We start from the raw sequence: 26,737 nt of genomic DNA on the forward strand, positions 1-26,737 counted from the left end.
GGGCCTCCAGGGGCCTTCCGATCAGAGGACGAAGTCGCCAGCGACGAGGCTGGCCGCCCCGTTCACCTTGACCTCGAAATCGGCGATCCCGTCGCCGTTGACGTCGCCGGCCAGGATCCCGCCGACGAAGCGCAACTGGCCCGCCGCCCCGGTGAAGGCCGCGCCGGCGAAGGTGAAGGCCTGGTCGCCGGCCAGGCCGACATTCGCGTCGATATAATGCAGGTCGATCCTGTCGCCCTCGGCATGGCTGAAATCGGTGATCACGTCCCGGCCGGCGCCGACCGCGCTGTGCTCGATCGCCATCAGGCGGAAGGTGTCCGCCCCGGCGCCGCCGGTCAGGGTGTCGGTGCCCTGGCCGCCATCGAGGATGTCGTTGCCTGCCTTGCCGTCGATGATGTCGTTGCCGCCGACGCCGGCAATGCCGTTGTCGGTCTCGTTGCCGTTCAGGGTGTTGGCCAGGGCATTGCCGACGGCCGTGGTGCCGGAACCGGGGGCCAGCATCAGGTTCTCGACATTGGCCGACAGGGTGTAGGTGCGCGAGGCGACGACCCAGTCGAGGCCTTCATTCGCCTGCTCCTGCACCTGGTCGGTGGTCAGGTCGACATAGTAGATGTCGTCGCCGGCGCCGCCGATCATGATGTCGACGCCGTCATTGCCGACGAGGGTGTCGTTGCCGGCCTCCCCGACCAGCACGTCGTCCCCGGTGCGGCCATAGAGCGTGTCGTTGCCGGCACCGCCCAGGATCTGGTCGTTGCCGGCGCCGCCATCCGCCCGGTCGTTGCCGCCGCCGACGGCGATGGCGTCGTTGCCGCCGCCGCCATTCACCGTGTCCGCGCCCGATCCGGTGGTGATGGTGTTGGCGCCCTCATTGCCGGTGACCGTCAGCGCATTGGTGAAGCTGCCGGCATAGACGCCGAGCGGCGTGGTGCCGCTGGTGGCCCCCGTGGCGTCGCCGATCACCACCGCCTCGACGCCGGTCAGCCCGGATTGCAGCAGCACCAGCGTGTCGCCGACGACCGTGCTGGTGAAGCGGATCGTATCGGTGCCGGCCCCGCCGTCGATCGTCTCGGTCGCGGCATATTCGGTGGACGGGCCGATCAGGATGATGTCGTTGCCGTCGCCTCCCGCCAGCTTGTCGATGCCGGTGCCGCCGACCAGCAGGTCGTCGCCGGACCCGCCGTTCAGCTGGTCCGCCCCGGCGCCGCCGAACAGGCTGTCCTTGCCGCCGGCCCCGGTCATGGTGTCGTTGCCCGCGGTCCCGGCGAAGGCGTCGTCGCGGCCGTCATGGCCGGTGAAGACGTTGCCGGAATAGCTGCCGTCGGTCAGCTGGAACGACACGCCGGTGGTGTTGCCGGTGCCGCTGTTGTCGAACCGGTTGCCGGTCACCGAGGCGTTCGGGCCCCGGAAGCGCAGGCCCTCCACGGTGGTGAAGCCGGAGAAGACGTTGTTGGCGATGGTCGATCCCAGCGCGTCGATCGTCACCAGGATGTTGCCGTGCGCCGTGCCGCCGGTGTCCAGCGCGCCGGCCGTCGCCGTCACCTCGTTGTTGGTGAAGACGATGTCGGAGGTGTGGTTCGACCCCGCATCCGCCCCGCCGGAGATCACCACCACCTGGCGTGGCAGGTTGGCGACGGTGAATTGCTGCGAGGAATAGCTGCCGCCCCAGGTCTGCTCCGGCACCGTCGTGCCGGTGAAGGTCTGGCCGGAGAAGATGTTGCCGTCGATCAGGAAATGGGCGTTGGTGGCCGAGAACTCGGTCAGCAGGCCGAGATCGCCCTTGGCCACGATGTCGTTGCCCTGGACCGTGGCGCCGTTGTGGTTGCCCTGGAAATAGACCGCCGCGACCTCGCTGGCCGGGCTCGGATTGTCGAAGCCGACGATGGTGAAGCCCTGGCCGGTGGCGCCGATCCGGACGCCGTCGACGCCCGGCATCACCGTGATCGTGCCCTGGCCGCCGGCCCCGAAGGTGCCGACGATCTCGGTGCTGTCGCGCCCTTCGATCGACAGCAGGCTGACCGGCTTGTCGATGACGACGTTCTCGGTGTAGGTGCCCGGCGCCACCAGGATGGTGGCCCCCGCCGGGGCCGCGTCCACCGCCGCCTGGATGGTGGCATAGCCGCCGGCGCCGACGATCAGCACCGTCTTGTCGTCGAACTGCACCTTCTCGACGCCGCTGACCGTGTCGGTGCCGTCCGGGCCCGAGATGGTGAGGGTGGTGCCGTCGGAGTGGATCGACGTGGCCGCGGCGTTGCCGGCGAAGACGGCGGTGTCGATGCCGGCGCCGCCCTTGATCTCGTCCGCCCCGGCCCCGCCGGCGAGCAGGTCGTTGCCGGCACCGCCATCGAGGTGATCGTCGCCGCCCAGGCCTTCCAGATGATCGGCGCCGCCGCCGCCGGTCAGCGCGTTGGCGATGGCGCTGCCGGTCATGTGGATCGGCCCGGTCGCGTTCGGAGAGGCCGTGAGGTCCGGATCGGTGGCGGAGACGGTGACCGACAGCGTCGCCTGCGACCGGTTGTCGACGTCGCCGACGCTGGCGTCCGAAACGTCGACGCCGTGGATGTCGACATGGGTCGGGCCGCTGTTGGACTGGCCGGGCTCGCCGATGCGGATGCCGGTCGAGGTGCCGTCGATCGACCCGTCCGAGATGGTGACGCCATCGACCGTGGCGGGATGGCTGGAATAGCCGCCATCGTCGCGGGCTTTCACGGTGATGGCGCCGCCGCCGACATGCGGCGTGCCGCCGCCATTGCTCGACCCGACATCCGTGAAGGTGAAATCGTGGATCGAGATGTCGCTGTAGCCGCCCCACTTCAGGTTGAGGTCGATGCCGTTGCCGTTGGTGCCGTTGCCGCCGAAGGACGGCGTCCGGCCGTACTGGCCGACATCGGTCATGTCGATATTGGCGATCTCGGCATGCGACAGCTGCTCGGCATAGATGCCCTTCTCGTTCAGATGGGCGAAGCTGGTGCCGTCGATGCTGACGCCGTCGGCGCTGCCGAGGCCGGTCGAGACCGATTGCTGGATCAGGATGCCATGCTGGCCGTGGCTGATGCTGCCGCCCTCGACCGACAGGCCGTTCGCATTGGCGCCGTCGTTGCGGAAGATGCCCATCACCGACTGCGAGATGTCGACGTCGCCGATGGTGGCGTTGGTCGCGGTGCCGTTCAGCGCGACGCCATGCAGGAAACCGGTGACGGCGATGTTCTGGATGGTGACTCCGTCGGCCTGGATGCTGATGCCGTCGCCGGCCGCGCCGCTGTAGCTGTTGTGGCCCTGCAGCCAGGTGTCGACATCGCCGGTGCCGACGCCGTTGTCGGCCTGGAAGCTGCCCTGGATCACGGCGCCGTCCTGGCCGATCAGGGTGACCGCCTTGCCGATCACGACGTTCTCGGTATAGGTGCCGGCGGTGACCAGGATGGTGTCGCCCGGCTGGGCTGCGTCGACCGCCGCCTGGATCGTGGCGTAGCCGCCATTGTCGACCACCCGGACGGTGCAATCGTCGAACTGCAGCACCTCGACGCCCGTCAGGATGTCGGTGCCTTCGGCGGTCTGGACCTGGATCGCGGAGATGGTGACGGCGGGGGCGGCAAGATCCTGCGCCGTCGTCACGGTGATCGTCGCCTGGGCGAAGGTGCCGGTGAGCACGGCGGTGTCGCTGCCGAGGCCGCCCTCGAGCCGGTCCGCCCCCAGGCGGCCGGCGAGGATGTCGTCGCCGGCGCCGCCGTCCAGCGTGTCATTGCCGGCGCCGCCGTCGAGCAGGTCGTTCTCGGCCAGGCCGCGCAGCACATCGTTGCCGCCCTGGCCGAAGATGACGTCCTCCGCCGGTCCGCCGGTATCCCCGAGGATGGTGTTGTCGAGATTGTTGCCGATGACGACGCTGGGCATGGCTCTGCGATCCTATCGATTTTTGAAAAATACAGCGGCAATTGCAGGGATCCGGACGCGATTCCCGCTTCCGGGTCTTGCTTTTGTCTGGCGAATGTCTTGGAAGCTCTTGATGTATCCGGCAGTTTCTTCAGCGATATTTATTGTGGAGATTTGCGTTAGGCAAAGTTTCCGCATGATTTTGGCCAGGATCGCGCATTCCGCGGATTGATTTAACCCAGTAAATTGGGAGATGGACGGAATATCCAAATGCGGTATGATCGCCGCATAAGATCGTATTTTTATGGGTTTCGATACTCCATTTGGGGGAGGGGTTGTGGTGTTCGCGGGATCTGCCGCCGGCTGGGCCGGGACGGCTTCGCGGAGCCATGGCGACTGGCCATGATGAGCCTTCAGCTGGGTCCATTGATCGGGCAGGTCTACGCGGCCGTGACGGGAGAGGAATCCTGGAGCGGCTTTCTCAACGGCCTCGCGGCGCTGGTGCCCGACGGGCGGGCCAGCCTCTATGTCCTGCACGAGACCGGTTACGGCTCCGTGCCGGCCTTCGAATCCCTCGGGGCGACCAGCGATTGGGAGCCGGGCTATCTCGACAGCTATGCCCGGCACTACTGGCGGGCCAACCCCTGGACCCGCTCGGCGCTGCGCCGGCCGCTGGGCCAGGTCACGGTCACCGATGCGGTCATGCCGTTCCGCAGCCTGCAGGGCACCGAATTCTACGTCGATTGGATGCGGCCCCAGGGGCTGGCCGGCGGAATCGGCGGCACCTTCGCGCGGCATGGCGGCTTCTCGGCGCATCTCAGCCTGCTGCATGGCGAGGTCCGGCCGGGCGATGGCGTGCGGGACCTGATCTCCGGCCTGCTGCCGCACCTCGGCCGGGCGGCGCAGCTGCACCGGCATCTGGTCGATGCCGGGACGCAGCGTCAGGCGATGGAGGCCGGGTTCGAGCGGCTGTCGATCGGGCTGATCCTGGCCGACAGCACCGGCCGTATCCTGTTCGCCAATCCACCGGCGGAGGAGGTGCTGCGCGCCGGCCGCACCCTGCGGGTCGACCCCGATGGGGGGCTGGGCGCCGGCGATCCGCGGACGGCCGAGCAGCTGCGCGGCCTGATCGCGCGCTCGGCCGCCGCGCTCGACGATTCAGCCCCCCAGGCCGGCGGCGGCCTCGTGGTCGCCGACCCCGTGCGGCGCGAGCATCTTTCGCTGCTGGTGGTCCCCGCCAGCCGCAACGCCTGGCTGCTGGGCCGGGACCATCCGAAGGCCATGATCTTCCTGATGACGCCGCAGCCGCGCCGAAGTCCCGCGGATTCGGATCTGCGCCGGCACTATGGGCTGACGCCGGCCGAGGCCCGGGTCGCCTCGGGCCTGGCGGCGGGGGCGACGCTGAAGGAGATCGCGGGGTTGCAGGAGATGAGCTACGAGACGGTCCGCCTTCATCTCAAGCGGGTCTTCGCCAAGACCGGGACCAACCGTCAGGCCGATCTTGTCCAGCTTCTGGCGCGGATGCCGCCGCCCCCCTGAAGCGAGACAGGCCACACCGAACGGGTGTGGCCTGTCCCCTATTTCGCCGTCGGTTTGCACGTCGTCCTCGGTGAACCTCCCCGGACGAGCCGCTCGGCTTCTGATTTTTCGAACGTAATGCCTCAGATATATAAAAACCGTATCAATTTGCGTGGGTGTCTGTAATCTCAGTGCGCTTGAAACACCCACAGGATGACTGAAAACCCATTCCGGTCCCATCTGCAAATTGAGGGTGGCAGCCTGACCCAAATGGACTATCTTCCCCGAGAGGGTGATGAAGCTGGCCGGGCGTCGCAACGCAAGGCCCGTTCCTTTGGCGTCCAGTCGAGGATCGTTCCCGAAATGGCGGATGATCTCCCGGACCTGATTGCGCGAATCTACGACGCGGCGCTTGACCACGGGCTCTGGGATTCGGTTCTCAACGATCTCGCCGGGCTGTTCGCCGACGGCCATGCCAGCCTGTATCTGCTGCACGAATCCGACGATGCCGAGACCTCGGCCTATGAGGCGCTGGCCGCGACCAGCCGCTGGGACCAGGGGTTCCTCGACAGCTACGCCCAGCACTTCTGGCGCCTCAACCCGTGGAGCGAGCGGGTGCTGAGCCGCGCGGTCGGCGAGGTCACGGTCAGCGACGCGCTGGTGTCGCGCCCCAGTCTCGAGCGCACCGAGTTCTTCTCCGACTGGCTGCGGCCGCAGCAGCTGCTGTCCGGCATCGGCGGCACCTTCCTGCGCCGCGGCGGCGTCTCCGCCCATATCAGCGTGCTGCATGCCGAGCCGATGGCGGCGCAGGAGACGGAGCGGTTGGCGGAGATGATGCGCCGGCTGCTGCCGCATTTCGCCCGCGCGGCGCAGATCCACCAGCGGCTGGGGGATGTGGTCACCCAGCGCGACGTGCTCGAGACCGGCCTGGACCGCCTGTCGATCGGCGTGGTCCTGACCGACCCGACCGGCCGCGTCTCCTTCTCCAACCGGGTGGCGGAGTCGCTGCTGCGGGCCGGCACCGCCCTGCGGGTCGACCAGCGCGGCCTGCTGGCCGCCACCCAGCCGGCGGAGACGGCGCGGCTGCGCCAGCTGATCGCCTCGGCGTCGATCATCCTCGACGACCCGCGGCTGGAGCCGGGGGGCGGACTGACGCTGTCGGATTCGGCCGGTGGCGACCAACTCGCGGTGCTGGTCGCGCCGGTCAGCCGCAACCGGCCGCTGCTCAGCCTCACCCAGCCCAAGGCGGCGGTCTTCATCGCCGCGCCGGCGCCGGCGAACCAGCTGTCGCAGCCGGAGCTGCGGCGGCTGTACGGCCTGACCGCGACCGAGGCGCGGATCGCCGGCGAGCTGGCGGCCGGCCTGTCGCTGAAGGAGATCGCGACCCGCCTCGACGTCAGCTACGAGACGATCCGCAACCATCTCAAGAAGATCTTCATGAAGACCCGCACCAACCGCCAGTCGGAGCTGGTGCGGCTGCTGCTGCGCAACCTGCCGGCGATCGGAAACCAGACCGCGGCGGAATAGGCTTTCAGAACATCCGGCGCCAGAACATCAGGGCCAGCGTCGCCACGCCGGCGGCCAGGATCAGCACCATCACCCACAGGAAGGCGCTGGCGTCCTGCAGGCCCGGCAGCCCGGCGACATTCATGCCGAAGATGCCGGTGATCAGCGTCATCGGCAGGAAGATCGCGGTCAGCACCGCCAGCACCAGCAGGCTGCGGTTCATCGCCTCCGCCCGCTGCGCCGCCAGCTCCTCCTGCAGCAGCCGGGTGCGGTCGATCACCTCGTCGATGCTGCGGGCGACGCGGTGGAAGCGCTCGGCGGCGGCGGCCAGGCCGGCACGGCCGGCCGGGTCGGCCCAGTCCGGCAGGTCGGCCAGGCCGGCGGCGACCACGGCGCCCTCCGGCAGCAGATGGCGGCGCAGGGTCGCGGCGCGGCGGCGGATGCGGCCCAGCGCCTGGCGGTCCTCGATCGTCCGGCTGGTCGTCCGGTCGTCCAGCACCCGGTCCTCGATGGCGTCGACCTCGTCCATCAGCTTCTCGACCGTCGCCTCGGCCTCCGCCGCCAGGTGCCCGGCGATCAGCGCCAGCATGCCCAGCGCGGTGGCCGGCGCGCTGCCGGCATCCAGGCTGCGGCGGATCTCGTCGACCACGCGCAGCGGGTGGCGCCGGCCGGTGACCAGCAGATGCGGGCCGACGCAGAAGCGCAGCCGGCCGATCTGGTCCGGCTCGAAGGCGAAATCGTGATGCAGCCCGTTGGCGGCGCCGACCAGCCAGCCGTCCAGCCGCTGCATCTGCACCCGGTCGGGCCCGTCCAGCAGCCATTGCGCGACGGCCGGGGGCAGGACCTCGTGCCGCGCCAGCCAATGCCGGCCGCGGATGTCGGTCAGTTTCAGATGCAGCCAGACCCAGCCGCCATCGGTGGCCGGAAGGGGATCGACCCCGGTCTGGCGGCAGGCGCCGGAGCCGGGATCGAAGTGGTAGGCGGCGGCGACCGCATCGCCGAAGCGGAAGCTGACGGTCGGCTTAGCCCGCACGCCTCCCCCTCCCTACGTCCTGCGTCGCCTTGCGGTGAGTCGAATGAGGGCGCGGGCCGCGAAGAGCGTAGCGGGAACTACGGCCGAGTGGCCCGCGCCCGCAGACGGCCGCCGCAAGGCGACCCTCCGGGCCGGTTGAACATGCCGACATGGTGCGTCGAACGGCTTGCGCGATGCGCTGCATCGCGCCGCACCGCCCTCCTGCTCTGTCGGCATGTTGAACCGGCGCAGGGCGTAGGGAGGGGGAGGCGTGCGGGCAAACCGTGTCCAAGCCCTGATCCAGGATCAGAACAGATGCCGCAGCAGCCAGTAGAGAGCGGCCGCCAGGGCGATCGAGACCGGGAGGGTCAGCACCCAGGCCATGATCAGGTTGCGGATCGTGCTCCACTGCAGGCCGGAGCGGTTCGCCGCCATGGTGCCGGCGACGCCGGAGGACAGCACATGGGTGGTGCTGACCGGCAGGCCGTACATGTCGGCGGCGCCGATCGTCGCCATCGCCACCAGCTCGGCCGAGCCGCCCTGGGCGTAGGTCAGATGCTCCTTGCCGATCTTCTCGCCGACGGTGACGACGATGCGCTTCCAGCCGACCATGGTGCCCAGGCCCAGCGCGATGGCGACCGCGACCTTGACCCAGTCCGGGATGAACTTGGTCGCCGTGTCGAGATAGCCGCGATAGGCGGTCAGCACCTTGCCGTCATCGGCGCTGAAGGCGGGCGAATTGGTCTTCGCCATCAGCTTCAGCGCCTCGGAGGCGAGGTACATGTCGTTGCGGATGTTGCCGACCTGCTCGTTCGGCACCGAGGCCAGCGAGCTGCGGCCGGCGACGCTGCGGTCGATCTCCTGGGTCAGGGCGACCAGCGCCGGCACCGTGTCGGGCGCCAGGGCCCGGTCGCGGACATAGGCGGTCACCGCGGCGCGCGAGTCGGCGGGGGCGGGCGTGGTGCCGGCATAGTGGGCCAGCACGCCGGCCGCCTGCTGCGACGACTGCTCGAAGGCGGTGATCTGCGTCTCCGGCATCGCCCGGTTCAGGGCGTAGGCGGTGGGCACGGTGCCGATCAGGATCAGCATGATCAGCCCCATGCCCTTCTGGCCGTCATTCGAGCCATGGGCGAAGCTGACGCCGGTGCAGGTCAGCACCAGCAGGCCGCGGATCCACAGCGGCGGCGGCTTGTTGCCTTCCGGCGCCTGGTACAGCTCCGGCCGCTTGATCAGGGCCTTGGCGGCCAGCAGCAGCAGCGCCGCGGCGAAGAAGCCGACCAGCGGCGACAGCAGCAGCGACTTGCCGATGCCCAGCGCCTGCGACCAGTCCACGCCGCTGGTGCCGGTGCCGGGGATGGCCATCAGCTGGTTCATCAGGCCGACGCCGATGATCGACCCGATCAGCGTGTGCGAGGAGCTGGAGGGCAGGCCGAAATACCAGGTGCCGACATTCCAGATGATCGCGGCGATCAGCAGGGCGAACACCATGGCGAAGCCGGCGTTGCTGCCGACCTGCAGGATCAGCTCGACCGGCAGCAGCGAGATGATGCCGAAGGCGACCAGGCCGGTGGAGGTCAGCACCCCCAGGAAGTTGAAGAACCCCGACCACACCACCGCCACGGTCGGCGGCAGCGAGTTGGTGTAGATCACGGTCGCCACCGCATTGGCGGTGTCGTGGAAGCCGTTGACGAACTCGAAGCCCAGCGCGATCAGCAGGGCGATGCCGAGCAGGATGAAGGGCAGCAGGCTCGGCGAATGGACGTCGCCCAGGTCGTTCATCAGGCTCCAGCCGGCGTAGACGACACCGATGATGAGCAGGGCGATGACGGCCAGCGGCGTCAGCCGGCTGAGCCCTCCTGTCGGCCTGGAGTCGAGCACGGAAGTGGTCATGCGGGGCCTCGCCGGGCTGCGATGGTGCGATGCGGTGACCCTACAAGCCGGATGTTACGGTTATGTTATGGTTTGCGGACGGTGGCGGGGCACGTGACCCCTGACCGCAAATGGCTCTATTGTTTGGCAGAATTGTTCAAACGCCATTCCCGGTTCGATCGAGGGAGAGAGTGACATGGGCTTGAGCAGGGCAGCCGTTTTCGCCGTGGCGGCGCTGGGTCTCGCCGGTTGTGCCGATCAGGTGCGGCCGATCATCGACCCCGCGACCTCGGTCGCCGGCGGCCGCAACTACGAATACGACGTGGCCCAGTGCCAGCAGCTCGCCAAGCAGGTGGATGCTGGCGGGCGCACTGTCGGCGGGGCGCTGGTCGGCGGCGCGGTCGGCGCGGCCGGCGGCGCGATCATCGGCGCCTTCACTGGCAATGTCGGGCGCGGCGCCGCGATCGGCGCCGGGGTCGGTGGCCTCAGCGGTGCGGTCGGCGGCGGCGCCTCCGCCGCCAACAGCACCCAGAACGTGGTGCGGAACTGCATGATCCGCCGCGGCTACGCCGTGCTCGATTGACGATCAGGCGGGCGGCGTCCGCGCCGCCAGCAGGCACAGCCAGGTCCAGCCGACGGTGGCGGCCAGCACGGCGGTGACGTCGCTCTGGTCGTAGGGCGGGCAGGTCTCGACCACGTCGGCCCCGACCCAGGCGATGTCGCCCAGCCGGCGCAGCATGGCCAGCGCCTGCCACGGGAACAGGCCGCCGGCCTCCGGGCAGGCGACCCCGGGCGCCAGGCCGGGGTCGATGCCGTCGATGTCGAAGGTCAGATAGGCCGGGCGGTCGCCGAGCACGGCGCGGATCCGCTCGACCGTCCGCTCGACGCCGTCGAGATGCACGCTCTCGGCCGACAGGCCGGTCACCCCCTGGTCCCGGGTCCAGGCGGCGGTGGCGCGGTCGACCGGGCTGTGCAGCCCGACCTGCACCGTGGTCCGCGGGTCGACCAGGCCGCGCTCGATCGCGTGGCGCAGCCAGGAGCCGTGATAGATCCGCGCGGTCGGCGTGCCGGCCCAGCTGTCGACATGCGCGTCGAACTGCATCAGCGCCAGGGGGCCGTGCCTCGCCGCGGTCGCCTCCAGCAGCGGCAGGGTGACGGTGTGGTCGCCGCCCAGCCCCAGCAGGCGGGCGCCGGCCCCGATCTGCTCCGCCGCCGTGGCGCGGATCGCCTCCAGGCTGCCGGCGAGGTCGGCGGTGATCGGCACCGCGTCCCCGGCGTCGTACAGGTCCAGCCGCTCCTCCGGGCTCAGCGCCAGGTCGGGATGGTCGTCGCCGGTCAGGGTGCGGCTGGCGGCGCGGATGGCGCCGGGGCCGAAGCGCGATCCCGGCCGGTTGGTGGTGCCGAGGTCGAAGGGCAGGCCCAGCACCGCGGCGGCGGGGCGGCCGCCTTCCGGCCGGCGGCGGTGCGGGGCGTTGAGGAAGGTCGCGATGCCGGCGTAAGGGGGCAATGATCTCTCCGGTTGAAGGGTCGGGACATGGGGCGAGGGGCGTCAGCCCTGGCGGCGGAAGGCCTCGTCGATCGGCACCTGCAGGCCGGTGGCCAGGCGGTTGGTCTCGTTCGCCATGCCGACCACGGCCAGCAGCTCGCCCAGCATCGCGTCGGTCATGCCGGCCTTGCGCGCCGCCACGCTGTGCGAGGCGATGCAGTAGCCGCAGCCATTGGTGGTGCTGACGGCGAGATACACCATCTCCTTCACCAGCGGGTCCAGCGCGCCGGGGGCCATCACCTCCTTCAGGCTCTCCCAGGTCCGCTTCAGCGTCGGCGGGTGCATCGCCAGCGCCTTCCAGAAGTTGTTGACCTTGTCGATCCGGCGGGTGGTCATGATGTCGTCGTAGACGGCGCGCACCTCCGGCGCCGCCTCCTCGTATTCGACCAGACCCGATGCCATGGCGGTGCCCTCTGCGATTGCGAAGCGGGCAGGGTGGCACGGGGGCGGGGCCGGCGTCACGCCGTCACGGCGGGGCGCGAAGAGCCGGCCGGCCGCAGTCCGGAAATCATCACAATTGCGCAGGTGACAAGCCGGTTCGGTCCCGGTTATGGTTCGGTCGCTGTCGACCCCGGCCGCGCGGATTCCGAACGTGAATCTCGGCGGTTGACTCTGTCCTGCCGATCACTATACTCCGCCCGCTTCGGAGCCGGAAGGCGACCGAAGCGCAAGGCGTTCGCGTGGCCGCTCCGGCCCGCGGGCAGACATGAACCAGCCAACCCGGCGTTGCAGGCCAGGCTCCCGGTGGGGGCAGGGCAGCGGCGGCACCGAAGGTGGCAACCGCACAGGAGAGAGACGTGGCACGTATTGCCGGCGTCAATATCCCGACCCAGAAGCGCGTCCTCATCGCGCTCACCTACATCCATGGGATCGGCCGTCACACCGCCCAGTCGATCATCGACAAGCTCGGCATCCCGGCCGACCGGCGCGTCAACGAGCTGACCGAAGACGAGATCCTGCGCATCCGCGAGACCATCGACAGCGACCACACGGTCGAGGGCGATCTGCGTCGCGAGATCGCGATGAACATCAAGCGCCTGATGGATCTGGGCTGCTACCGCGGCCTGCGTCACCGCAAGGGCCTGCCGGTCCGCGGCCAGCGCACTCACACCAACGCCCGCACCCGCAAGGGTCCGGCGAAGCCCATCGCGGGCAAGAAGAAGTAATCGGAAGGCGAGCGAACCATGGCCAAGCCAGCAGCTGCCGCCGCGAACGCCCGTCTGCGTCGTCGCGAGCGCAAGAACATCACCTCGGGCGTCGCCCACGTGAACTCGTCCTTCAACAACACGGTGATCACCATCACCGACGCGCAGGGCAACGCCATTGCCTGGTCGTCGGCCGGTGGCATGGGCTTCAAGGGCAGCCGCAAGTCGACTCCCTACGCCGCCCAGATGGCCGCCGAGGATGCCGGCCGCAAGGCGCAGGAGCACGGCATGCGCGTGCTCGAGATCAACGTGAAGGGCCCCGGCTCCGGCCGTGAGAGCGCCCTGCGCGCCCTGCAGTCGGTCGGCTTCCAGATCACCTCGATCCGCGACGTCACGCCGATCCCGCACAACGGCGTCCGTCCGCGCAAGAAGCGCCGCGTCTGAGGCCGGCCCGGCCCGCGCCGCCCCATCCCTTCGCCGGGACGGGGGCGGCGCGGGCCGCCGTCCTTGACGCAGCACAGTACCGCCGGCCGATCCGGGACAGGACCACTGGCCACAGGGTCCACGGATGGGATCGGAAGGGGCTTCGGCCCCTGTCGGCATTTTCGGCCGTATCCGGCCTCTCGTGGCAGAACAGGATGATATGACAGTGCTTCAGCGCAACTGGCAGGAACTGATCAAGCCCAACGCTCTCGACGTCCAGCCGGGCGACGATTCGCAGCGCAAGGCGACCCTGGTCGCCGACCCGCTCGAGCGCGGCTTCGGCCTGACCCTCGGCAACGCCATCCGCCGCGTGCTGCTGTCCTCGCTGCAGGGCGCCGCGGTCACCGCGATCCACATCGACGGCGTGCTGCACGAATTCTCGTCGATCCCGGGCGTCCGCGAGGACGTCACCGACATCGTCCTCAACGTCAAGGCGCTGTCGCTGCGCATGCACGCCGAGGGCCCGAAGAAGATGCGGCTGAACGCCGAGGGCCCGAAGGTGGTCAAGGCCGGCGACATCGTCACCGGGCCGGACATCGAGATCATGGACCCCGAGCTGGTGCTGTGCACCCTCGACGACGGCGCCAAGCTGGCGATGGAGTTCACGGTCAATGTCGGCAAGGGCTACGTCCCGGCCAGCATGAACCGGCCGGAGGACGCGCCGATCGGCCTGATCCCGGTCGACGCCCTGTACAGCCCGATCCGCAAGGTCTCGTACAAGGTCGAGAACACCCGTGTCGGCCAGGTCACCGACTACGACAAGCTGTCGCTGACGATCGAGACCAACGGCGCCGTGACGCCGGAGGATTCGGTGGCGCTCGCCGCCCGCATCCTGCAGGACCAGCTGCAGCTGTTCATCAACTTCGAGGAGCCGTCGCGCGACCACCGCGAGGAGACCTCGGAGGACATGCCGTTCAACCGCAACCTGCTGCGGAAGGTGGACGAGCTCGAGCTGTCGGTGCGCTCGGCCAACTGCCTGAAGAACGACAACATCGTCTATATCGGCGACCTGGTGCAGAAGACCGAGGCGGAGATGCTCCGCACCCCGAACTTCGGCCGCAAGTCGCTGAACGAGATCAAGGAAGTTCTCTCGACCATGGGCCTCCATCTCGGCATGGAGATCCCGAACTGGCCGCCGGAGAACATCGAGGATCTCGCCAAGAAGCTCGAAGAGCCGTTCTGATCGGCTGACGAGTCTGCTGTACCCCGCCGTTCTGTCCCGCACGGGCAGGCGGCGGGTTCCGCCATCGGACCCCCGCGGGGGCCAAGCCATGAGGAGATATCGCCATGCGTCACGGAGTGACCGGACGTCGTTTCAGCCGCACCAGCAGCCATCGCAAGGCGATGTTCGCCAACATGGCGGCGGCCCTGATCACCCATGAGCAGATCAAGACCACTCTGCCGAAGGCGAAGGATCTGCGCCCGATCGTCGAGAAGCTGATCACCCTCGGCAAGAAGGGTGGCCTCGCCAATCGCCGCCTGGCCTATGCCCAGCTGCGCGACGACGACGTGGTGACCAAGCTGTTCTCGGTGATCGCCGAGCGCTATAAGACCCGCGCCGGCGGCTATTCCCGCGTGCTCAAGGCCGGCTTCCGCTACGGCGACGCCGCCCCGATGGCCGTGATCGAGCTGGTCGACCGCGACCGCGACGCCAAGGGCGCCGCGGACAAGGCCCGCGACGCCGAGCTGAAGGCTGCCGCGGCCGAGGCCGAGGGCGCCGAGGGCTGATCGGCCCCACGACGGTGAACGGATCAAGGCCCGGCGCAAGTCGGGCCTTTTTTCGTTGCGGATCCCGCCGGTCAATGGCCGCGTTCGGCGCCGCCATTGACCTGGATCACCTGGGCGGTGACATGGCCTGCGCCGGGCGAGGCCAGCCAGGCCACGGCGTCGGCGATGTCGGCCGGCAGCCCGGCGCGGCGCATCGACGTCTCGGCGATCAGCGCCGCCTGGCGCTCCGCCGGCAGCCGGTCGGCGAAGAATTCGGTGTCGCGGATATAGCCGGGCGCGACGATGTTGACGGTGATGCCGCGCGGGCCGAGGGCCGCGGCCAGGTCGTAGCCATAAGGGTGCAGCGCGGCCTTGGCGGCGCCGTAGCAGCCGGCGCCGGAGCCGCGATAGGCGGCGATCGAGCTGACCAGCACCACCCGGCCGCCGGGCGCCCGCAGCCGGTCGCGCAGCCCCTCGGTCAGCAGCACCGCCGACAGCACGTTGCCGGCGAAATTGTCGGTCCAGCGCCGCGCCACCCCGGCCAGCCCGTCGTCGTAATGGCCCGGCGGCGCCTGCAGGATGACGTTGCCGCCGGCGGCATGCACCAGCGCGTCGACCGCCGGGAAGCGCTCGCCGATCCCCCGGCGCAGCCCTTCGACCATCTCCGGCCGCGACAGGTCGCCCGGCAGCGCCAGCACCGGCGGGGCTGAAGGATGCTCCCGCCCGATCGCCGTCGTCGCCTCCGCCAGCACGCCGGCCCGGCGTCCCAGGATCACCACCTGCTCGCCCTGCCCGGCGAAACGCCGCGCCACCGCCAGGCCGATGCCCGTGCCGCCGCCGCTGACCACCATAACCCGTGCCATCGATCCGTTCTCCTGTTCGTGACGGGCGGAAGGTGGGGCGATGCCGGCCATACTTCAAACCGAAGATCGGATCGATCTGATATCTGCTAGATATCAGCCCATGATCGAGCTTCGCCTCCTGCGCCAGTTCATCGCCGTGGCCGAGGAGCGGCATGTCCGCCGCGCGGCGGAGCGCCTGGGCATGGCCCAGCCACCGCTCAGCACCGCGATGCGGCGGCTGGAGGATGTGGTCGGCGCGGCCCTGTTCGACCGCAGCCGCCGCCGGGTGGCGCTGACTCCGGCCGGCACGGCGCTGCTGGAGGAGGCGCGCCGCACCCTGGCCCAGGCCGAACATGCCGTGGCGGTGGCCCGCCAGGCGGGGCAGGGGCTGACCGGCCTGCTGCGCGTCACCTTCGTCGGCAGCGCGATGTTCGAGCGCCTGCCGCCGGTGCTGAAGGCGCTGCGGGCCCGCCATCCCGGACTGGCGCTGGATTTGCGCGAGGCGACGACGATGCGGCAGCTCGACGATCTGCGCGGCGGCCGCTGCGACCTCGGCTTCGTCATCCCGCCGCTGCCGGACAGCGAGGGGCTGGAACAGGGGTCGGCCTGGTCCGAGCCGATGGTCGCGGTGGTGCCGGCCGACCACGCGCTGGCGGGCCGCCGGCGGATCGCGCTGGCGGACCTCGCCGCCGAGCCCTTCGTCATGTTCCCGCAGGGGGAGGGGCCGGGCTTCCACGCCGCGATCCTGGAGGCCTGCGCCGTCGCCGGCTTCGTGCCGCGGATCGCGCAGTCGGCGCATCAGATGCATGCGATCGTGTCGCTGGTCGCCGCCGGGTTCGGCGTGTCGCTGGTGCCGGGGCCACTGCGCCGGCTGCGGCCCGACGGGGTGCGGTATCTGGCCCTGGCCGAGCCCGCGCCACGGGCCCGAATCGCCGCCGTCTGGCGCCGTGCCGACCGGTCCCCGGCCCTGCTGCAGGCCCTGGCCCTGCTGCGGGAGGAGATGGCGCAGCGGTAGGCGGTCGGTCTGTGCCGCCCCTCACCCGAAATCGCTGATGCGATTTCGACCTCTCCCCAAGGAGAGGTGAAGAGGCCGCGCCTGTGTTTTCCCTCTCCCCGGGGAGAGGGAGGGGCCCGTCGCGTTGACGACGGGAGGGTGAGGGGGAAAGCCGGCCCCACCTATCAGAACCATCTCCATCCGCGGCATGCCGCACCCTGGACGCTGGGCGGGGGCTTCGGCTAGACCCAGCCCGTGACGGCGGATGGAGGAAGGATGTTCCGTTTCGCAGGCGCCGCGGCGGCGGTGCTGCTCCTGCTGGCCGGGCCGGCCGGGGCGGAGCCGGTGGTGCCCACCAGCAAGGCCGAGATCGACCTCAGCTTCGCGCCGCTGGTGCGCAGCGCGGCGCCGGCCGTGGTCAACATCTACGCCCGCCACATGGTGGTCGAGCGGGCGAACCCGCTGTTCGACGACCCGTTCTTCCAGCGCTTCTTCGGTGACGACATGCCGGGCGGCCGGCCGCGCCAGCGGGTGGAGAACTCGCTCGGCTCCGGCGTCCTGGTCGGGTCCGGCGGGCTGGTCGTCACCAACCATCACGTGATCAAGGACGCCGACCAGATCACCGTGGTGCTGTCCGACCGCACGGAGTACGAGGCCGAGCTGGTGCTGTCGGACGAGCGCACCGACCTCGCCTTCCTCAAGCTCAAGGACCTCGCCGGCCGGTCGCTGCCCGCGCTGCCGCTGGGCGACAGCGACGCGCTCGAGGTCGGCGACCTGGTGCTGGCGATCGGCAACCCCTTCGGCGTCGGCCAGACCGTCACCATGGGCATCGTCTCCGCTATCGCCCGCACCGCCGTCGGCATCTCCGACTACGACTTCTTCATCCAGACCGATGCGGCGGTGAACCCGGGCAATTCCGGCGGCGCGCTGATCGACATGAAGGGCCGGCTGGTCGGCATCAACACGGCGATCTACAGCCGCACCGGCGGGTCGCTCGGCATCGGCTTCGCCATCCCGGCCAACATGCTGCGCAGCATGATGCGGGCGGCGGAGACCGGGCAGCCGGTGGTGCGGCCCTGGCTCGGCGCCGACGGCCAGGCGGTCGATCGCAGCCTGGCCGAGGCCTACGGGCTGGACCGGCCGGCCGGCATCCTGGTCAACGGCGTCACCGCCGGCGGCCCGGCGGCGCGGGCGGGCCTCAAGGTCGGCGACGTGGTCACCGCGGTCGACGGCCACGCGGTCGACGACCCGGAATCGCTGCGCTTCCGCCTCGCCACGCTCGATCTCGGGGCCAGCGCCAAGCTGACCGTGCGGCGCGGCAAGGACACGGCCGAGCTGGCGCTCCCGGTCGAGGCGCCGCCGGAGACCCCGGCGCGCGACCAGCGCGTGCTCGGCGGCCGCTCGCCCCTGGCGGGCGCGACGGTGCTCAACGTCTCGCCGGCGGTGGTGGAGGAGATGCGGCTGAACGGTCCCGGCAAGGGCGTGGTGGTGACCGCGGTCGCCGCCCGCAGCCCGGCCGCCCGGCTGGGGCTGCAGCCGGGCGACGTGCTGCTGCGGCTGAATGACGAGGCGGTGGAGAGCACGGCGGCGCTGGACGACGCGCTGCGCGGCGCCCGCGGCCCCTGGCGCATCGCCATCCAGCGCGGCGGGCAGGTGCTGGAGACGGTGGTGGGGCGCTGAGGCGTCGTTTTGCCTCTCCCGCTTGCGAGACCCTAGAATTCCCAATGCCGTCATTGCGAGCGCAGCGAAGCAATCCAGGGGCCAGTGCGAACCGGCCCCTGGATTGCTTCGTCGGCTTCGCCTCCTCGCAATGACGGCGAGGGGGCGTTCCGAGAAGGCCTCCCTTGCGGGAGAGCAACGCAACAAGGCGGCATGGGATTCGTTGCCCGTTGGTTGCTCTGCCCGGCACAGGCTGAAATGATCCGCCCCGATTCGAGGAAGGGGATGGACCGATGACGGCACTTTCGACCGGCGACCTGCTGCGGCGCTCCGTGGGCTGGGTCCTGGGGCAGGCCGGGGCCCTGGCGCGGCTGGCGGCGCCCGCCGTCGTCTTCGCCCTGATCTTCCGCTTCGCCATCGACTGGCTGTGGGGCGACGAGGTCGCGGCGATGGCCTCGGGGCAGGTCCCGTCCGGTGCCGGCGCCCTGGCCGTGCTGCTGTCGATGCTGGTGCTGCTGTTCGCGGTCGCGCTGATCGGCGTCAGCTGGCACCGCTACGTGCTGCGCGGCGAGATGGCGCCGTTCCCCGCCGATGCCGCCATGGCGCGCTTCTTCCTGGCCCAGATCTGGCTCGGCATCCTCGGCATGCTCACATCCGTGGCCGGGCTGTTCGTGCTGTCGATCCTGTTCGGCCTCGTCGGCGGGCCGTCGCTGCTGCAGGCCTTCGCCGATGGCGGGGCGTCGGGTGGGGTGCCGGGCATCCTGGTGCTGACGGCCGTGGTCACGGTGCTGTCGACCGTGCCCTTCGCCTTCTACGGGCTGGTCCTGCCCGCCATCGCCATCGGCGACCGGGGCGTCACCGGCGCCGAGAGCAGCCGGCTGCTGCGCGGCCAGCGGACGGCGGTGCTGGCGGCGCTGGTCATCGCCCTGCTGGGATTCTTCCTGGTCGCCATCGGCCTCGGCCTGGTGCTGGACGCGATCCTGCCGGAGGAGGAGGGCCCCGGCCTCGTCAGCCTGGTGATCGACCTGGTGTCGATGGCCCTGACCACGGTCGAGGTCGGCGTCTTCGCCGGCATCCTGGCCGAAGCCTACCGGTCATTGCGCCTGCCGGAGCTGGCGCGGACCGGTGTCCCGGGCTGAGGGCCCGGGACACCGTCATCGCAACGATCACGCCGCCGGGGTGCTCTCCGGCTTCGGCGCCGCCGGCTTGCGCCGGGCGAAGACCGAGCCGAGCCAGCGGCAGACGACGTAGAACATCGGCGTGAACAAGAGGCCGAACACGGTCACGCCGATCATGCCGAAGAACACGGCCGTGCCCAGCGACTGCCGCATCTCGTAGCCGGCGCCCGACGCGATCACCAGCGGCACCACGCCGAAGATGAAGGCCAGGGACGTCATCAGGATCGGCCGCAGCCGGGTGCGCGCGGCCGAGACCGCGGCCTCCTGCCTTGTCTCGCCATGCTCCTCCGCCTGGCGGGCGAACTCGACGATCAGGATCGCGTTCTTCGCCGCCAGGCCGATCAGCACCACGAAGCCGATCTGCGCCAGGATATTGACGTCCATGCCCCTGAGCAGCAGGCCGGTGACCGCGGCCAGCAGGCACATCGGCACGATCAGGATCACCGACAGCGGCAGGGTCCAGCTTTCATACTGCGCCGCCAGCAGCAGGAAGACGAACACCACCGAGGCGACGAACACCAGCATACCGGTGTTGCCGGCCAGCTTCTCCTGCAGCGCGATCTCGGTCCATTCGAAGCCGAAGCCCTGCGGCAGGGTCTCGTTGGCGATCTGCTCCATCGTCGCCAGGGCGTAGCCGGTCGAATAGCCCGGCAGGGTCGACCCCTGCACCTCGGCCGCCGGGTACAGGTTGAAGCGCGGCACGCGATAGGCGCCGGTGCGGTCGTGGAAGCTGGCCACGGCGCTGAGCGGCACCATCCCGCCGCTGTCGCTGCGGGTCTTGTAGTTGCCGATGTCGCGCAGGTTCTGGCGGAACTTGCCGTCCGCCTGGGCGGTCAGGCGGAAGGTGCGGCCCAGATAGTTGAAGTCGTTGACATAGGTCGAGCCGAGATAGACCTCCAGTGTCTCGAACACCCGGTCCGCCGGCACGCCCAGCATCTCCGCCTTCACCCGGTCGATGTCGGCGTAGAGCTTCGGCGTGCGGGTGTTGAACAGCGAGAAGATGCCGACCAGGCCGGGGGTCTGGTTCGCCTTGGCCACGATCTCCTGGGTCGCGGCGTCCAGGGCCGGCAGGCCGCGGCCGGTCTTGTCCTCGACCATCATCTTGAAGCCGCCGCCGGTGCCGATGCCGCGCACGGGCGGGGGCTGGATGGTGATGATGAAGGCGTCCTGGATGTTGGACAGCTTCTGGGTCACCGCCTGCTGCAGCGCCGTCACCGTCTGGCCCTTGGCGTCGCGGTCGGCGAAGGGTTCGAACGGGGTGAAGATCGCGCCGGCGTTCGAGGCGTTGGTGAAGGTGGCGCCGTCGAAGCCGGAGAAGGGCACGACATGGGCGATGCCCGGCACCTCCAGGATCTCCTTGGCCGCCTGTCGCACCACCGTGTCGGTGCGGGCGAGGGACGAGCCGGGGGGAAGCTGGATGACGGTGATCAGGTAGCCCTGGTCCTGCTGCGGGATGAAGCCGGTCGGCGCCCGGCCGAACTGCAGCCCGGTCAGGCCGATCAGCCCGACATAGACCACCAGCATCAGCACGGCGAAGCGCAGGATCCGGCGGGTCAGCCCGCCATAGCCCAGCGACAGCTTGTCGAAGAACCAGTTGAAACCGCGGAAGAAGGCCGTGATCGGCCGGAACAGCACGAAGGTCTTCTTCTCGTGATGCTCCTGGTGCGGCTTCAGCAGGATGGCGCACAGCGCCGGGCTCAGGGTCAGCGACACGAAGGCCGAGATCACCGTCGCCGCGGCGATGGTGACCGCGAACTGGCGGAAGAACTGGCCGGCGATGCCGCTGATCATCGCCGCCGGGATGAACACGGCGCACAGCACCAGGGCGATGGCGATCAGCGCGCCGCCGACCTCGTCCATGGTCAGATGCGCCGCCTCCTTGGGCGACTTGCCTTCGCGCAGGTGCCGCTCGACATTCTCGACCACCACGATGGCGTCGTCGACGACGATGCCGATGGCCAGGACAAGGCCGAACAGCGACAGGTTGTTCAGCGAATATCCCAGCGCCGCCATCACCATGAAGGTGCCGACCAGCGAGATCGGGATGGCGACGACCGGGATGATCGCCGCGCGCCAGGTCTGCAGGAACAGGATGACGACGACGACGACCAGGACGATCGCTTCCCAGATCGTCTTCTCGACCTCATGCACCGATTCGGCGATGAACTCGGTCGGGTTGTAGACGATGTCGTATTGCAGGCCCGGCGGGAAGCTCTTGGACAGCTCCTGCATGGTCGCGATCAGGCGGTCCGCGGTCTCCAGCGCGTTCGACCCCGGGCGCTGGAACACCAAGAGCGGCACCGCCGGCCGTTCGTCGAGATAGCCGTTGGCGGTGTAGTCCTGGGCCGCCAGCTCGACCGTGGCGATGTCGCGCACGCGGGTGACGCGGCCGTCGGTGTCGGTCTTGATGACGATGTTGCCGAACTGGCGCGGGTCGGACAGCCGGCCGAGGGTCTCGACGTTCAGCTGGTAGGCGCCGCTCTGGTTCGGCACCGGCGGCTGGTTCAGCACGCCGGAGGCGACCTGGACGTTCTGCGAGCGCAGCGCCGCGACGATCTCGCCGGCCGTGAGGTTGCGCGAGGCCGCCTTGTCCGGGTCCAGCCAGACCCGCATGGCGTAGTCGCGGGAGCCAAAGATGCGCACGTCGCCGACGCCGTCGAGGCGGGCCAGCACGTCGCGCACCTGCAGCGTGGCGTAGTTGGAGATGTACAGCGGGTCGCGCGACCCGTCCGAGGAGCTGAGATGGATCACCATCAGCATGTCGGGCGAGGATTTGCGCACGGTGACGCCGATCTGGCGCACCTCCTCCGGCAGCCGCGGCTCGGCCACGGCGACGCGGTTCTGCACCAGCACCTGGGCGATGTCGAGGTCGGTGCCGAGGCTGAAGGTGACCTGGATCACCAGCTGGCCGTCGCCGGTCGCCTGCGACTGCATGTACAGCATGTTCTCGACGCCGTTGATCTCCTGCTCGATCGGCGTCGAGACGGTGTTGGAGACCACCTCGGCCGAGGCGCCGGGATAGGAGGTGCGGATCTCGATGGTCGGCGGCGCGATCTCGGGATACTGCGCCACCGGCAGGGTGAAATAGGCGGCCGCGCCGAGCAGCACGACCAGGATCGACAGCACCGTCGCGAAGATCGGCCGGTCGATGCAGAAATGGGAGAAGCGCATCAGGCCCGTCCTCAGTTCGCGTCGTATTCCGGCGCCGGCTCGATCTTGCCGGGCTGCGGCGTCACCTTGCCGCCCGGGCGGGCGCGGACCAAGCCGTTGATGATGACCTTGTCCTGCCCGGTCAGCCCCTCGCGCACGATGCGCAGGCCGCCCGGCTGGGTCGGGCCCGGCCGGATGATCTTCGGCTCCACAGTGCCGTCATCCTTGACCGTCATCACGATCCGGTTCGACTGGTCGGTCAGGATCGCGCTGTCCGGGATCAGCACCGCGTCGTATTCGTTCGACCCGGGCAGCCGGATGCGGCCGAACTGGCCGGGGGTGATGAACAGGTCCTTGTTGTCCAGGATGGCGCGGGCGCGGATGGTGCCCGAGCCGGGGTCGAGCTGGTTGTCGACGAAGTTCATCGTGCCGGCATGCGGCCACTCCTGCTCGTCCGGCAGCCGGGTCTGGATCAGCGTCTGGTTGTCGCGGGTCGAGGGCAGCTTGCCGGCCACCACCGCGCGCTGATAGGCGAGGTAGTCGGCCTCGCTCATATCGAACTCGAAATAGATCGGGTCCAGCGCCACGATCGTGGTCAGCAGGGTCGAGCTCGGGTCGCCGGTCACCAGGTTGCCGATATCGACGCGGCGGTTCGAGACCCGGCCGGCCATCGGCGCCTTGACCTGGGTGAAGTCGAGGTTGAGCTGGGCCGATTGCAGCGCCGCCGTGGTCTGCGCCACCGCGGCCTCGGCCGCTCGCCGCTCCTGCACCGCCTGGTCGTAGGAGGAGCGCGAGACGTTGGACTGCGCGACCAGCGACGAGGCGCGGTCGAGCTGGACCTTGGCGAGGTCGAGCCGGGCCTGGGCGCTGGTCAGGTCGGCCTTGGCCGAATCCACCGTCGCCTGATAGGGTCGCGGGTCGATCGTGAACAGCACGTCGCCCTGCTTGACCATGGCGCCGTCGGCGAAGTTGATCGACTGCAGGTAGCCGGAGACGCGGGCCCGCACCTCGACCCGCGCGGTCGCCTCGTAGCGGCCGGTGAACTCGTCATATTCGGTGATCTTCTTGACCAGCGGCGAGGCCACCGTGACCGGCGGGGGCGGCGGCGCCGACTGGGCCTGGCTGCTGCCCGATTCGTTGCACGCGGCCAGGAAGGCCACCGTTCCCAAGGCGGCGAGGGTGCCCAGCACCCTGCCTGGCCGCGTCTGCAGGCGCCTGGTCATCATGTCTCGCTCTCCGAAGGAGGTCCCCGGCCAAGAGGGTCGGGCCTGCCTGGGGGGTTGTCAATTGTCGGGGGTTATAGCTAGCCCCCGTTCGCCTTTTGCACTGCAAAAGTTCCCACGGAAGTGATTGTGATCACAACCGGGCGAAACAACGGCGGCATTGCGGCGACGACTCCCGGACTCGAAGCTCGCCATTGCGCCGCCGCGGCCGCTGGCCGACGATGCGCGCCATCATGGCTCGTTCTCCCAGACCCGACGACACCCCCTCCCTTTTCGCCGACCAGGCGCCGCGGCCGCTGGCCGACCGGCTGCGGCCGCGCAGCATCGCCGAGGTGGTCGGCCAGGACCATCTGCTGAAGCCGGACGGGCCGATCGGCCGGATGGTGGCGGCGCACCGCATCGCCAGCATGATCCTGTGGGGGCCGCCCGGCTGCGGCAAGACCACCCTGGCCCGTCTGCTGGCCGAGCACACCGACCTGCATTTCGAGCCGCTGTCGGCGATCTTCTCCGGCGTCGCCGACCTGCGGAAGGTGTTCGACGCCGCCCGCGGCCGGCGCGCGGCGGGGCAGGGTACGCTCTTGTTCGTCGACGAGGTGCACCGCTTCAACCGCAGCCAGCAGGATGCCTTCCTGCCGGTGGTCGAGGACGGCACCATCACCCTGATCGGTGCCACCACCGAGAACCCGTCCTTCGAGCTGAACGCGGCGCTCTTGTCGCGCTGCCAGGTCTTCGTCCTCAACCGGCTGGACTTCGCGGCGCTGGAGGAGCTGATGCAGCGGGCCGAGGCCACCGAGGGCCGGCCCTTGCCGCTGACGCCGGAGGCGCGCGACGCGGTCAAGGCGATGGCCGATGGCGACGGCCGCTATCTGCTGAACCTGGTGGAGGAGCTGTTCGCGCTGAAGGTGACGGCGCCGCTCGACGCCGCCGCCCTGGCCCAGGCGGTGCAGCGCCGGGCGCCGGTCTACGACAAGGCGCAGGAGAGCCACTACAACCTGATCTCGGCGCTGCACAAATCGCTGCGCGGCAGCGACGTCGATGCCGGGCTCTACTGGTTCGCGCGGATGCTAGCGGGGGGCGAGGACCCGCTCTATGTCGTGCGCCGGCTGGTGCGCTTCGCGGTCGAGGATATCGGCATGGCCGACCCGCAGGCGCTGACCCAGTCGCTGGCGGCCTGGGACGCCTATGAGCGGCTGGGCAGCCCGGAGGGCGAACTGGCGATCGCCCAGGCGGTGATCTACCTGGCCACGGCACCGAAATCGAACGCCGCCTATACCGCCTACAAGGCTTCGGCCCGCGCGGCCAAGGAGACCGGCAGCCTGATGCCGCCGATGCACATCCTCAACGCCCCGACCCGGCTGATGAAGGAGATCGGCTACGGCAAGGGCTACGCCTACGACCACGATACCGAGGATGGCTTCTCCGGCCAGAACTACTTCCCGCCGGACATGGACCGGCAGGAGTTCTACCGCCCGGTCGAGCGCGGCTTCGAGCGCGAGATCCGGAAGCGGCTGGACTACTGGGCCAAGCTGCGCGGGCAGAGAGGCGAGGACGGAGAGTAGGCCTCCCCGTCCCGGCCTGGCTCACACCATGGTCACGCCCGGCGGCGGCTCGGGGGCGCCGACGGTCTGGCAGAACCACAGCGAATAGCCGTAGGGGTCCTTCACCGCGAAGGTGCGGTCGCCCCACCATTGCGTGGCCAGCGCCTCGGCCACCGCGACGCCGCGCGACCGCACCTCGTCGTGGAAGGCGTCGACATCGGGGACGTAGAAGTAGATGTCCAGCGGCCGGGCCCCGCCCTGGCCGCGGGCGATGCCGGCGCCGGGCGATTGCGGCCGGCCCATCATCACCATGATCCCGTCGCGGCGGACGATGCCGAAGTCGAACTTCCCGTCCTTGCCGACGATGCCCATCATGTGGCCGAAGCCGAGCTTCTCCAGATAGAAGTCGCGCAGCGCCTCCACCTCCTCGACCCAGAAGCTCGGGATCACCTGCGCCGGCGCCGCCGGATATTTCAGGTGGCTCAGATCCTCGCTCATCTCGTCCTCCCCAATGAGTGGCTGGTGGAGGGATTGTCCGCGGCCGGCCTGTCGCTTTCATCTACTTTTCGGAGTAGAAATCGGTCATGCGATGGCAGGATCTGGCGCTGCTCGACGAGGCCGGCTTTTCGCTCTACGAGAAGCGCGCCCTGGTCGCCCTGGGCATTCTCGGCGTGTCGGACGCGGCCGGGCTGTGCCGCGAGGGCGACATCCCGACCTCGAAGATCTACCTGGCGATGGAGAAGCTGGCCCGGCTGGGGCTGTGCGAGGCCCAGCACAGCCGGCCCAAGCTGTATGCCGCGCTGCCGCCCGACGCCGTGGTCGACCGGCTGGTCGAGCTGGCGCGCGAGCGGGCCGAGAGCTTCGCCGCCCAGGCCGACCAGCTGCGCGCCACCCTGCGCGACCTGCCGGGGCGGCTGCGCGGCGGCCGCGGCGTGGTCGACCTGGCGCTGGGCACCGAAAGCCATGTCAAGCGCCACCTCGCCCGCCTGGCCGGCGCCCGCCGCCGGGTGCTGTCCTATCTCGAGGAGGGCGACCTCTCGGCCATCGACCGCCAGGCCGAATCCGGCTTCGACGTGCTCCGGCGCGTCTCTCGCGCCGCCTCCGGCCGCGGGCTCGACCACCGGGCGATCTTCGGCTTCTCCGATCGCACGGCGCCGCGGCTGCTGGCCTTCCTGCGGCGGCATGGCGGGTCGCTCGGCCACCTGTCGGGGCTGCGCTATTCCGGCGAGCTGGGCCACCCCTTCCACGTGCTGGACGACGAGACGGTGATCCTGTCGCTCGACCACCCCTTCGTGCCGGAAGGGCGCTTCGCCTCGCTCCTGGTGCATGACCGCGACCTGGCCGCCAGCCTGACCCAGGGGTTCGAGACGCTGTGGCAGAAGGCGCTGCAGGACCTGCGCGAGATCCGCTTCCTGCCGCGGCAGCCGGGGGCGTCCTGAGCCCTGCGGCGCCCTGACCTATCGGTAAGACCGGAGGAATGGTATAGAGCGTGCGAATTGGTCG

At 69.8% G+C, this 26,737-nt stretch carries 21 protein-coding genes; 12 read left to right on the top strand and 9 right to left on the bottom strand.

Annotation, left to right across the window (positions count from 1 at the left end):
• Positions 1–21: 21 nt before the first annotated feature.
• Complete coding sequence (locus tag BWR60_RS38220) at positions 22–3,885, bottom strand: beta strand repeat-containing protein (RefSeq protein WP_088152858.1); 3,864 nt, start codon at positions 3,883–3,885, stop codon at positions 22–24.
• A 381-nt stretch (positions 3,886–4,266) separates the two neighbouring features.
• Between BWR60_RS38220 and BWR60_RS20445 the strand changes: the two genes are divergently transcribed.
• Both BWR60_RS20445 and BWR60_RS20450 read left to right on the top strand, forming a co-directional pair.
• Positions 4,267–5,403 carry a helix-turn-helix transcriptional regulator gene (locus BWR60_RS20445; protein ID WP_144445680.1) on the top strand — a complete coding sequence of 379 codons (1,137 nt, stop codon included), beginning with the start codon at positions 4,267–4,269 and terminating at the stop codon, positions 5,401–5,403.
• Positions 5,404–5,745: 342 nt separating this feature from the next.
• A complete protein-coding gene (locus tag BWR60_RS20450; RefSeq protein WP_088152860.1) occupies positions 5,746–6,909 on the top strand; it encodes a LuxR C-terminal-related transcriptional regulator in 1,164 nt (387 codons plus the stop codon).
• Between the two features lie 4 nt (positions 6,910–6,913).
• Here the strand turns inward: BWR60_RS20450 and BWR60_RS20455 are convergent, their stop codons facing one another.
• Together BWR60_RS20455 and BWR60_RS20460 are read right to left on the bottom strand one after the other, a co-directional pair.
• Entirely contained in the window at positions 6,914–7,921 is a 1,008-nt protein-coding gene (locus BWR60_RS20455) for a CorA family divalent cation transporter (RefSeq protein ID WP_088152861.1), read from the bottom strand.
• Positions 7,922–8,206: 285 nt separating this feature from the next.
• Positions 8,207–9,790: an inorganic phosphate transporter gene (locus tag BWR60_RS20460; protein ID WP_088152862.1), complete on the bottom strand. Its 1,584-nt coding sequence runs from the start codon at positions 9,788–9,790 to the stop codon at positions 8,207–8,209.
• 175 nt (positions 9,791–9,965) lie between these two features.
• On the opposite strand from BWR60_RS20460, the gene BWR60_RS20465 reads away from it, so the two are divergent.
• A complete protein-coding gene (locus tag BWR60_RS20465) occupies positions 9,966–10,352 on the top strand; it encodes a glycine zipper family protein (RefSeq protein WP_088152863.1) in 387 nt (128 codons plus the stop codon).
• 3 nt (positions 10,353–10,355) lie between these two features.
• On the opposite strand, the gene BWR60_RS20470 is transcribed toward BWR60_RS20465, so the two are convergent.
• Positions 10,356–11,276, bottom strand: coding sequence for an arginase family protein (locus tag BWR60_RS20470; RefSeq protein WP_218823595.1), 921 nt, complete (start codon positions 11,274–11,276; stop codon positions 10,356–10,358).
• Positions 11,277–11,318: 42 nt separating this feature from the next.
• Positions 11,319–11,717 (bottom strand): carboxymuconolactone decarboxylase family protein, encoded by a 399-nt coding sequence (locus BWR60_RS20475; RefSeq protein WP_088152864.1) that lies wholly within the window; start codon positions 11,715–11,717, stop codon positions 11,319–11,321.
• Positions 11,718–12,112: 395 nt separating this feature from the next.
• Here BWR60_RS20475 and rpsM point away from each other — a divergent pair, with 395 nt between their 5' ends.
• From rpsM to rplQ, 4 genes are all read left to right on the top strand, one after another.
• Positions 12,113–12,481, top strand: coding sequence for a 30S ribosomal protein S13 (gene rpsM, locus BWR60_RS20480; RefSeq protein ID WP_088152865.1), 369 nt, complete (start codon positions 12,113–12,115; stop codon positions 12,479–12,481).
• Between the two features lie 18 nt (positions 12,482–12,499).
• Positions 12,500–12,904 carry a 30S ribosomal protein S11 gene (gene rpsK / locus BWR60_RS20485; protein WP_088152866.1) on the top strand — a complete coding sequence of 135 codons (405 nt, stop codon included), beginning with the start codon at positions 12,500–12,502 and terminating at the stop codon, positions 12,902–12,904.
• Positions 12,905–13,109: 205 nt separating this feature from the next.
• Positions 13,110–14,126, top strand: a complete 1,017-nt coding sequence (locus BWR60_RS20490) for a DNA-directed RNA polymerase subunit alpha (RefSeq protein WP_034844395.1) — start codon at positions 13,110–13,112, stop codon at positions 14,124–14,126.
• Positions 14,127–14,230: 104 nt separating this feature from the next.
• Positions 14,231–14,671, top strand: a complete 441-nt coding sequence (gene rplQ / locus BWR60_RS20495) for a 50S ribosomal protein L17 (RefSeq protein ID WP_034844393.1) — start codon at positions 14,231–14,233, stop codon at positions 14,669–14,671.
• A 71-nt stretch (positions 14,672–14,742) separates the two neighbouring features.
• Here the strand turns inward: rplQ and BWR60_RS20500 are convergent, their stop codons facing one another.
• The gene (locus BWR60_RS20500; RefSeq protein ID WP_088152868.1) at positions 14,743–15,513 is read right to left on the bottom strand and encodes an SDR family NAD(P)-dependent oxidoreductase; all 771 of its coding nucleotides are present in this window, start codon (positions 15,511–15,513) and stop codon (positions 14,743–14,745) included.
• A gap of 100 nt (positions 15,514–15,613) precedes the next feature.
• On the opposite strand from BWR60_RS20500, the gene BWR60_RS20505 reads away from it, so the two are divergent.
• From BWR60_RS20505 to BWR60_RS20515, 3 genes are all read left to right on the top strand, one after another.
• Positions 15,614–16,507: a LysR family transcriptional regulator gene (locus tag BWR60_RS20505; protein ID WP_088152869.1), complete on the top strand. Its 894-nt coding sequence runs from the start codon at positions 15,614–15,616 to the stop codon at positions 16,505–16,507.
• Between the two features lie 255 nt (positions 16,508–16,762).
• Positions 16,763–18,166 (top strand): Do family serine endopeptidase, encoded by a 1,404-nt coding sequence (locus tag BWR60_RS20510; protein ID WP_088152870.1) that lies wholly within the window; start codon positions 16,763–16,765, stop codon positions 18,164–18,166.
• A gap of 272 nt (positions 18,167–18,438) precedes the next feature.
• Positions 18,439–19,284, top strand: coding sequence for a hypothetical protein (locus BWR60_RS20515; protein ID WP_088152871.1), 846 nt, complete (start codon positions 18,439–18,441; stop codon positions 19,282–19,284).
• A 27-nt stretch (positions 19,285–19,311) separates the two neighbouring features.
• Here the strand turns inward: BWR60_RS20515 and BWR60_RS20520 are convergent, their stop codons facing one another.
• Positions 19,312–22,494: an efflux RND transporter permease subunit gene (locus BWR60_RS20520; RefSeq protein ID WP_088152872.1), complete on the bottom strand. Its 3,183-nt coding sequence runs from the start codon at positions 22,492–22,494 to the stop codon at positions 19,312–19,314.
• An 11-nt stretch (positions 22,495–22,505) separates the two neighbouring features.
• Entirely contained in the window at positions 22,506–23,699 is a 1,194-nt protein-coding gene (locus BWR60_RS20525) for an efflux RND transporter periplasmic adaptor subunit (protein WP_088152873.1), read from the bottom strand.
• Positions 23,700–23,929: 230 nt separating this feature from the next.
• Here BWR60_RS20525 and BWR60_RS20530 point away from each other — a divergent pair, with 230 nt between their 5' ends.
• Positions 23,930–25,255: a replication-associated recombination protein A gene (locus BWR60_RS20530; protein WP_088152892.1), complete on the top strand. Its 1,326-nt coding sequence runs from the start codon at positions 23,930–23,932 to the stop codon at positions 25,253–25,255.
• A 21-nt stretch (positions 25,256–25,276) separates the two neighbouring features.
• Here BWR60_RS20530 and BWR60_RS20535 read toward each other — a convergent pair whose 3' ends face one another.
• Entirely contained in the window at positions 25,277–25,732 is a 456-nt protein-coding gene (locus tag BWR60_RS20535) for a VOC family protein (protein ID WP_088152874.1), read from the bottom strand.
• An 86-nt stretch (positions 25,733–25,818) separates the two neighbouring features.
• Here BWR60_RS20535 and BWR60_RS20540 point away from each other — a divergent pair, with 86 nt between their 5' ends.
• Entirely contained in the window at positions 25,819–26,673 is an 855-nt protein-coding gene (locus BWR60_RS20540) for a TrmB family transcriptional regulator (RefSeq protein ID WP_088152875.1), read from the top strand.
• Positions 26,674–26,737: the final 64 nt, after the last annotated feature.

The sequence above is a fragment of the Inquilinus limosus genome (assembly GCF_002195995.1).
Lineage (GTDB): Bacteria > Pseudomonadota > Alphaproteobacteria > DSM-16000 > Inquilinaceae > Inquilinus > Inquilinus limosus_C.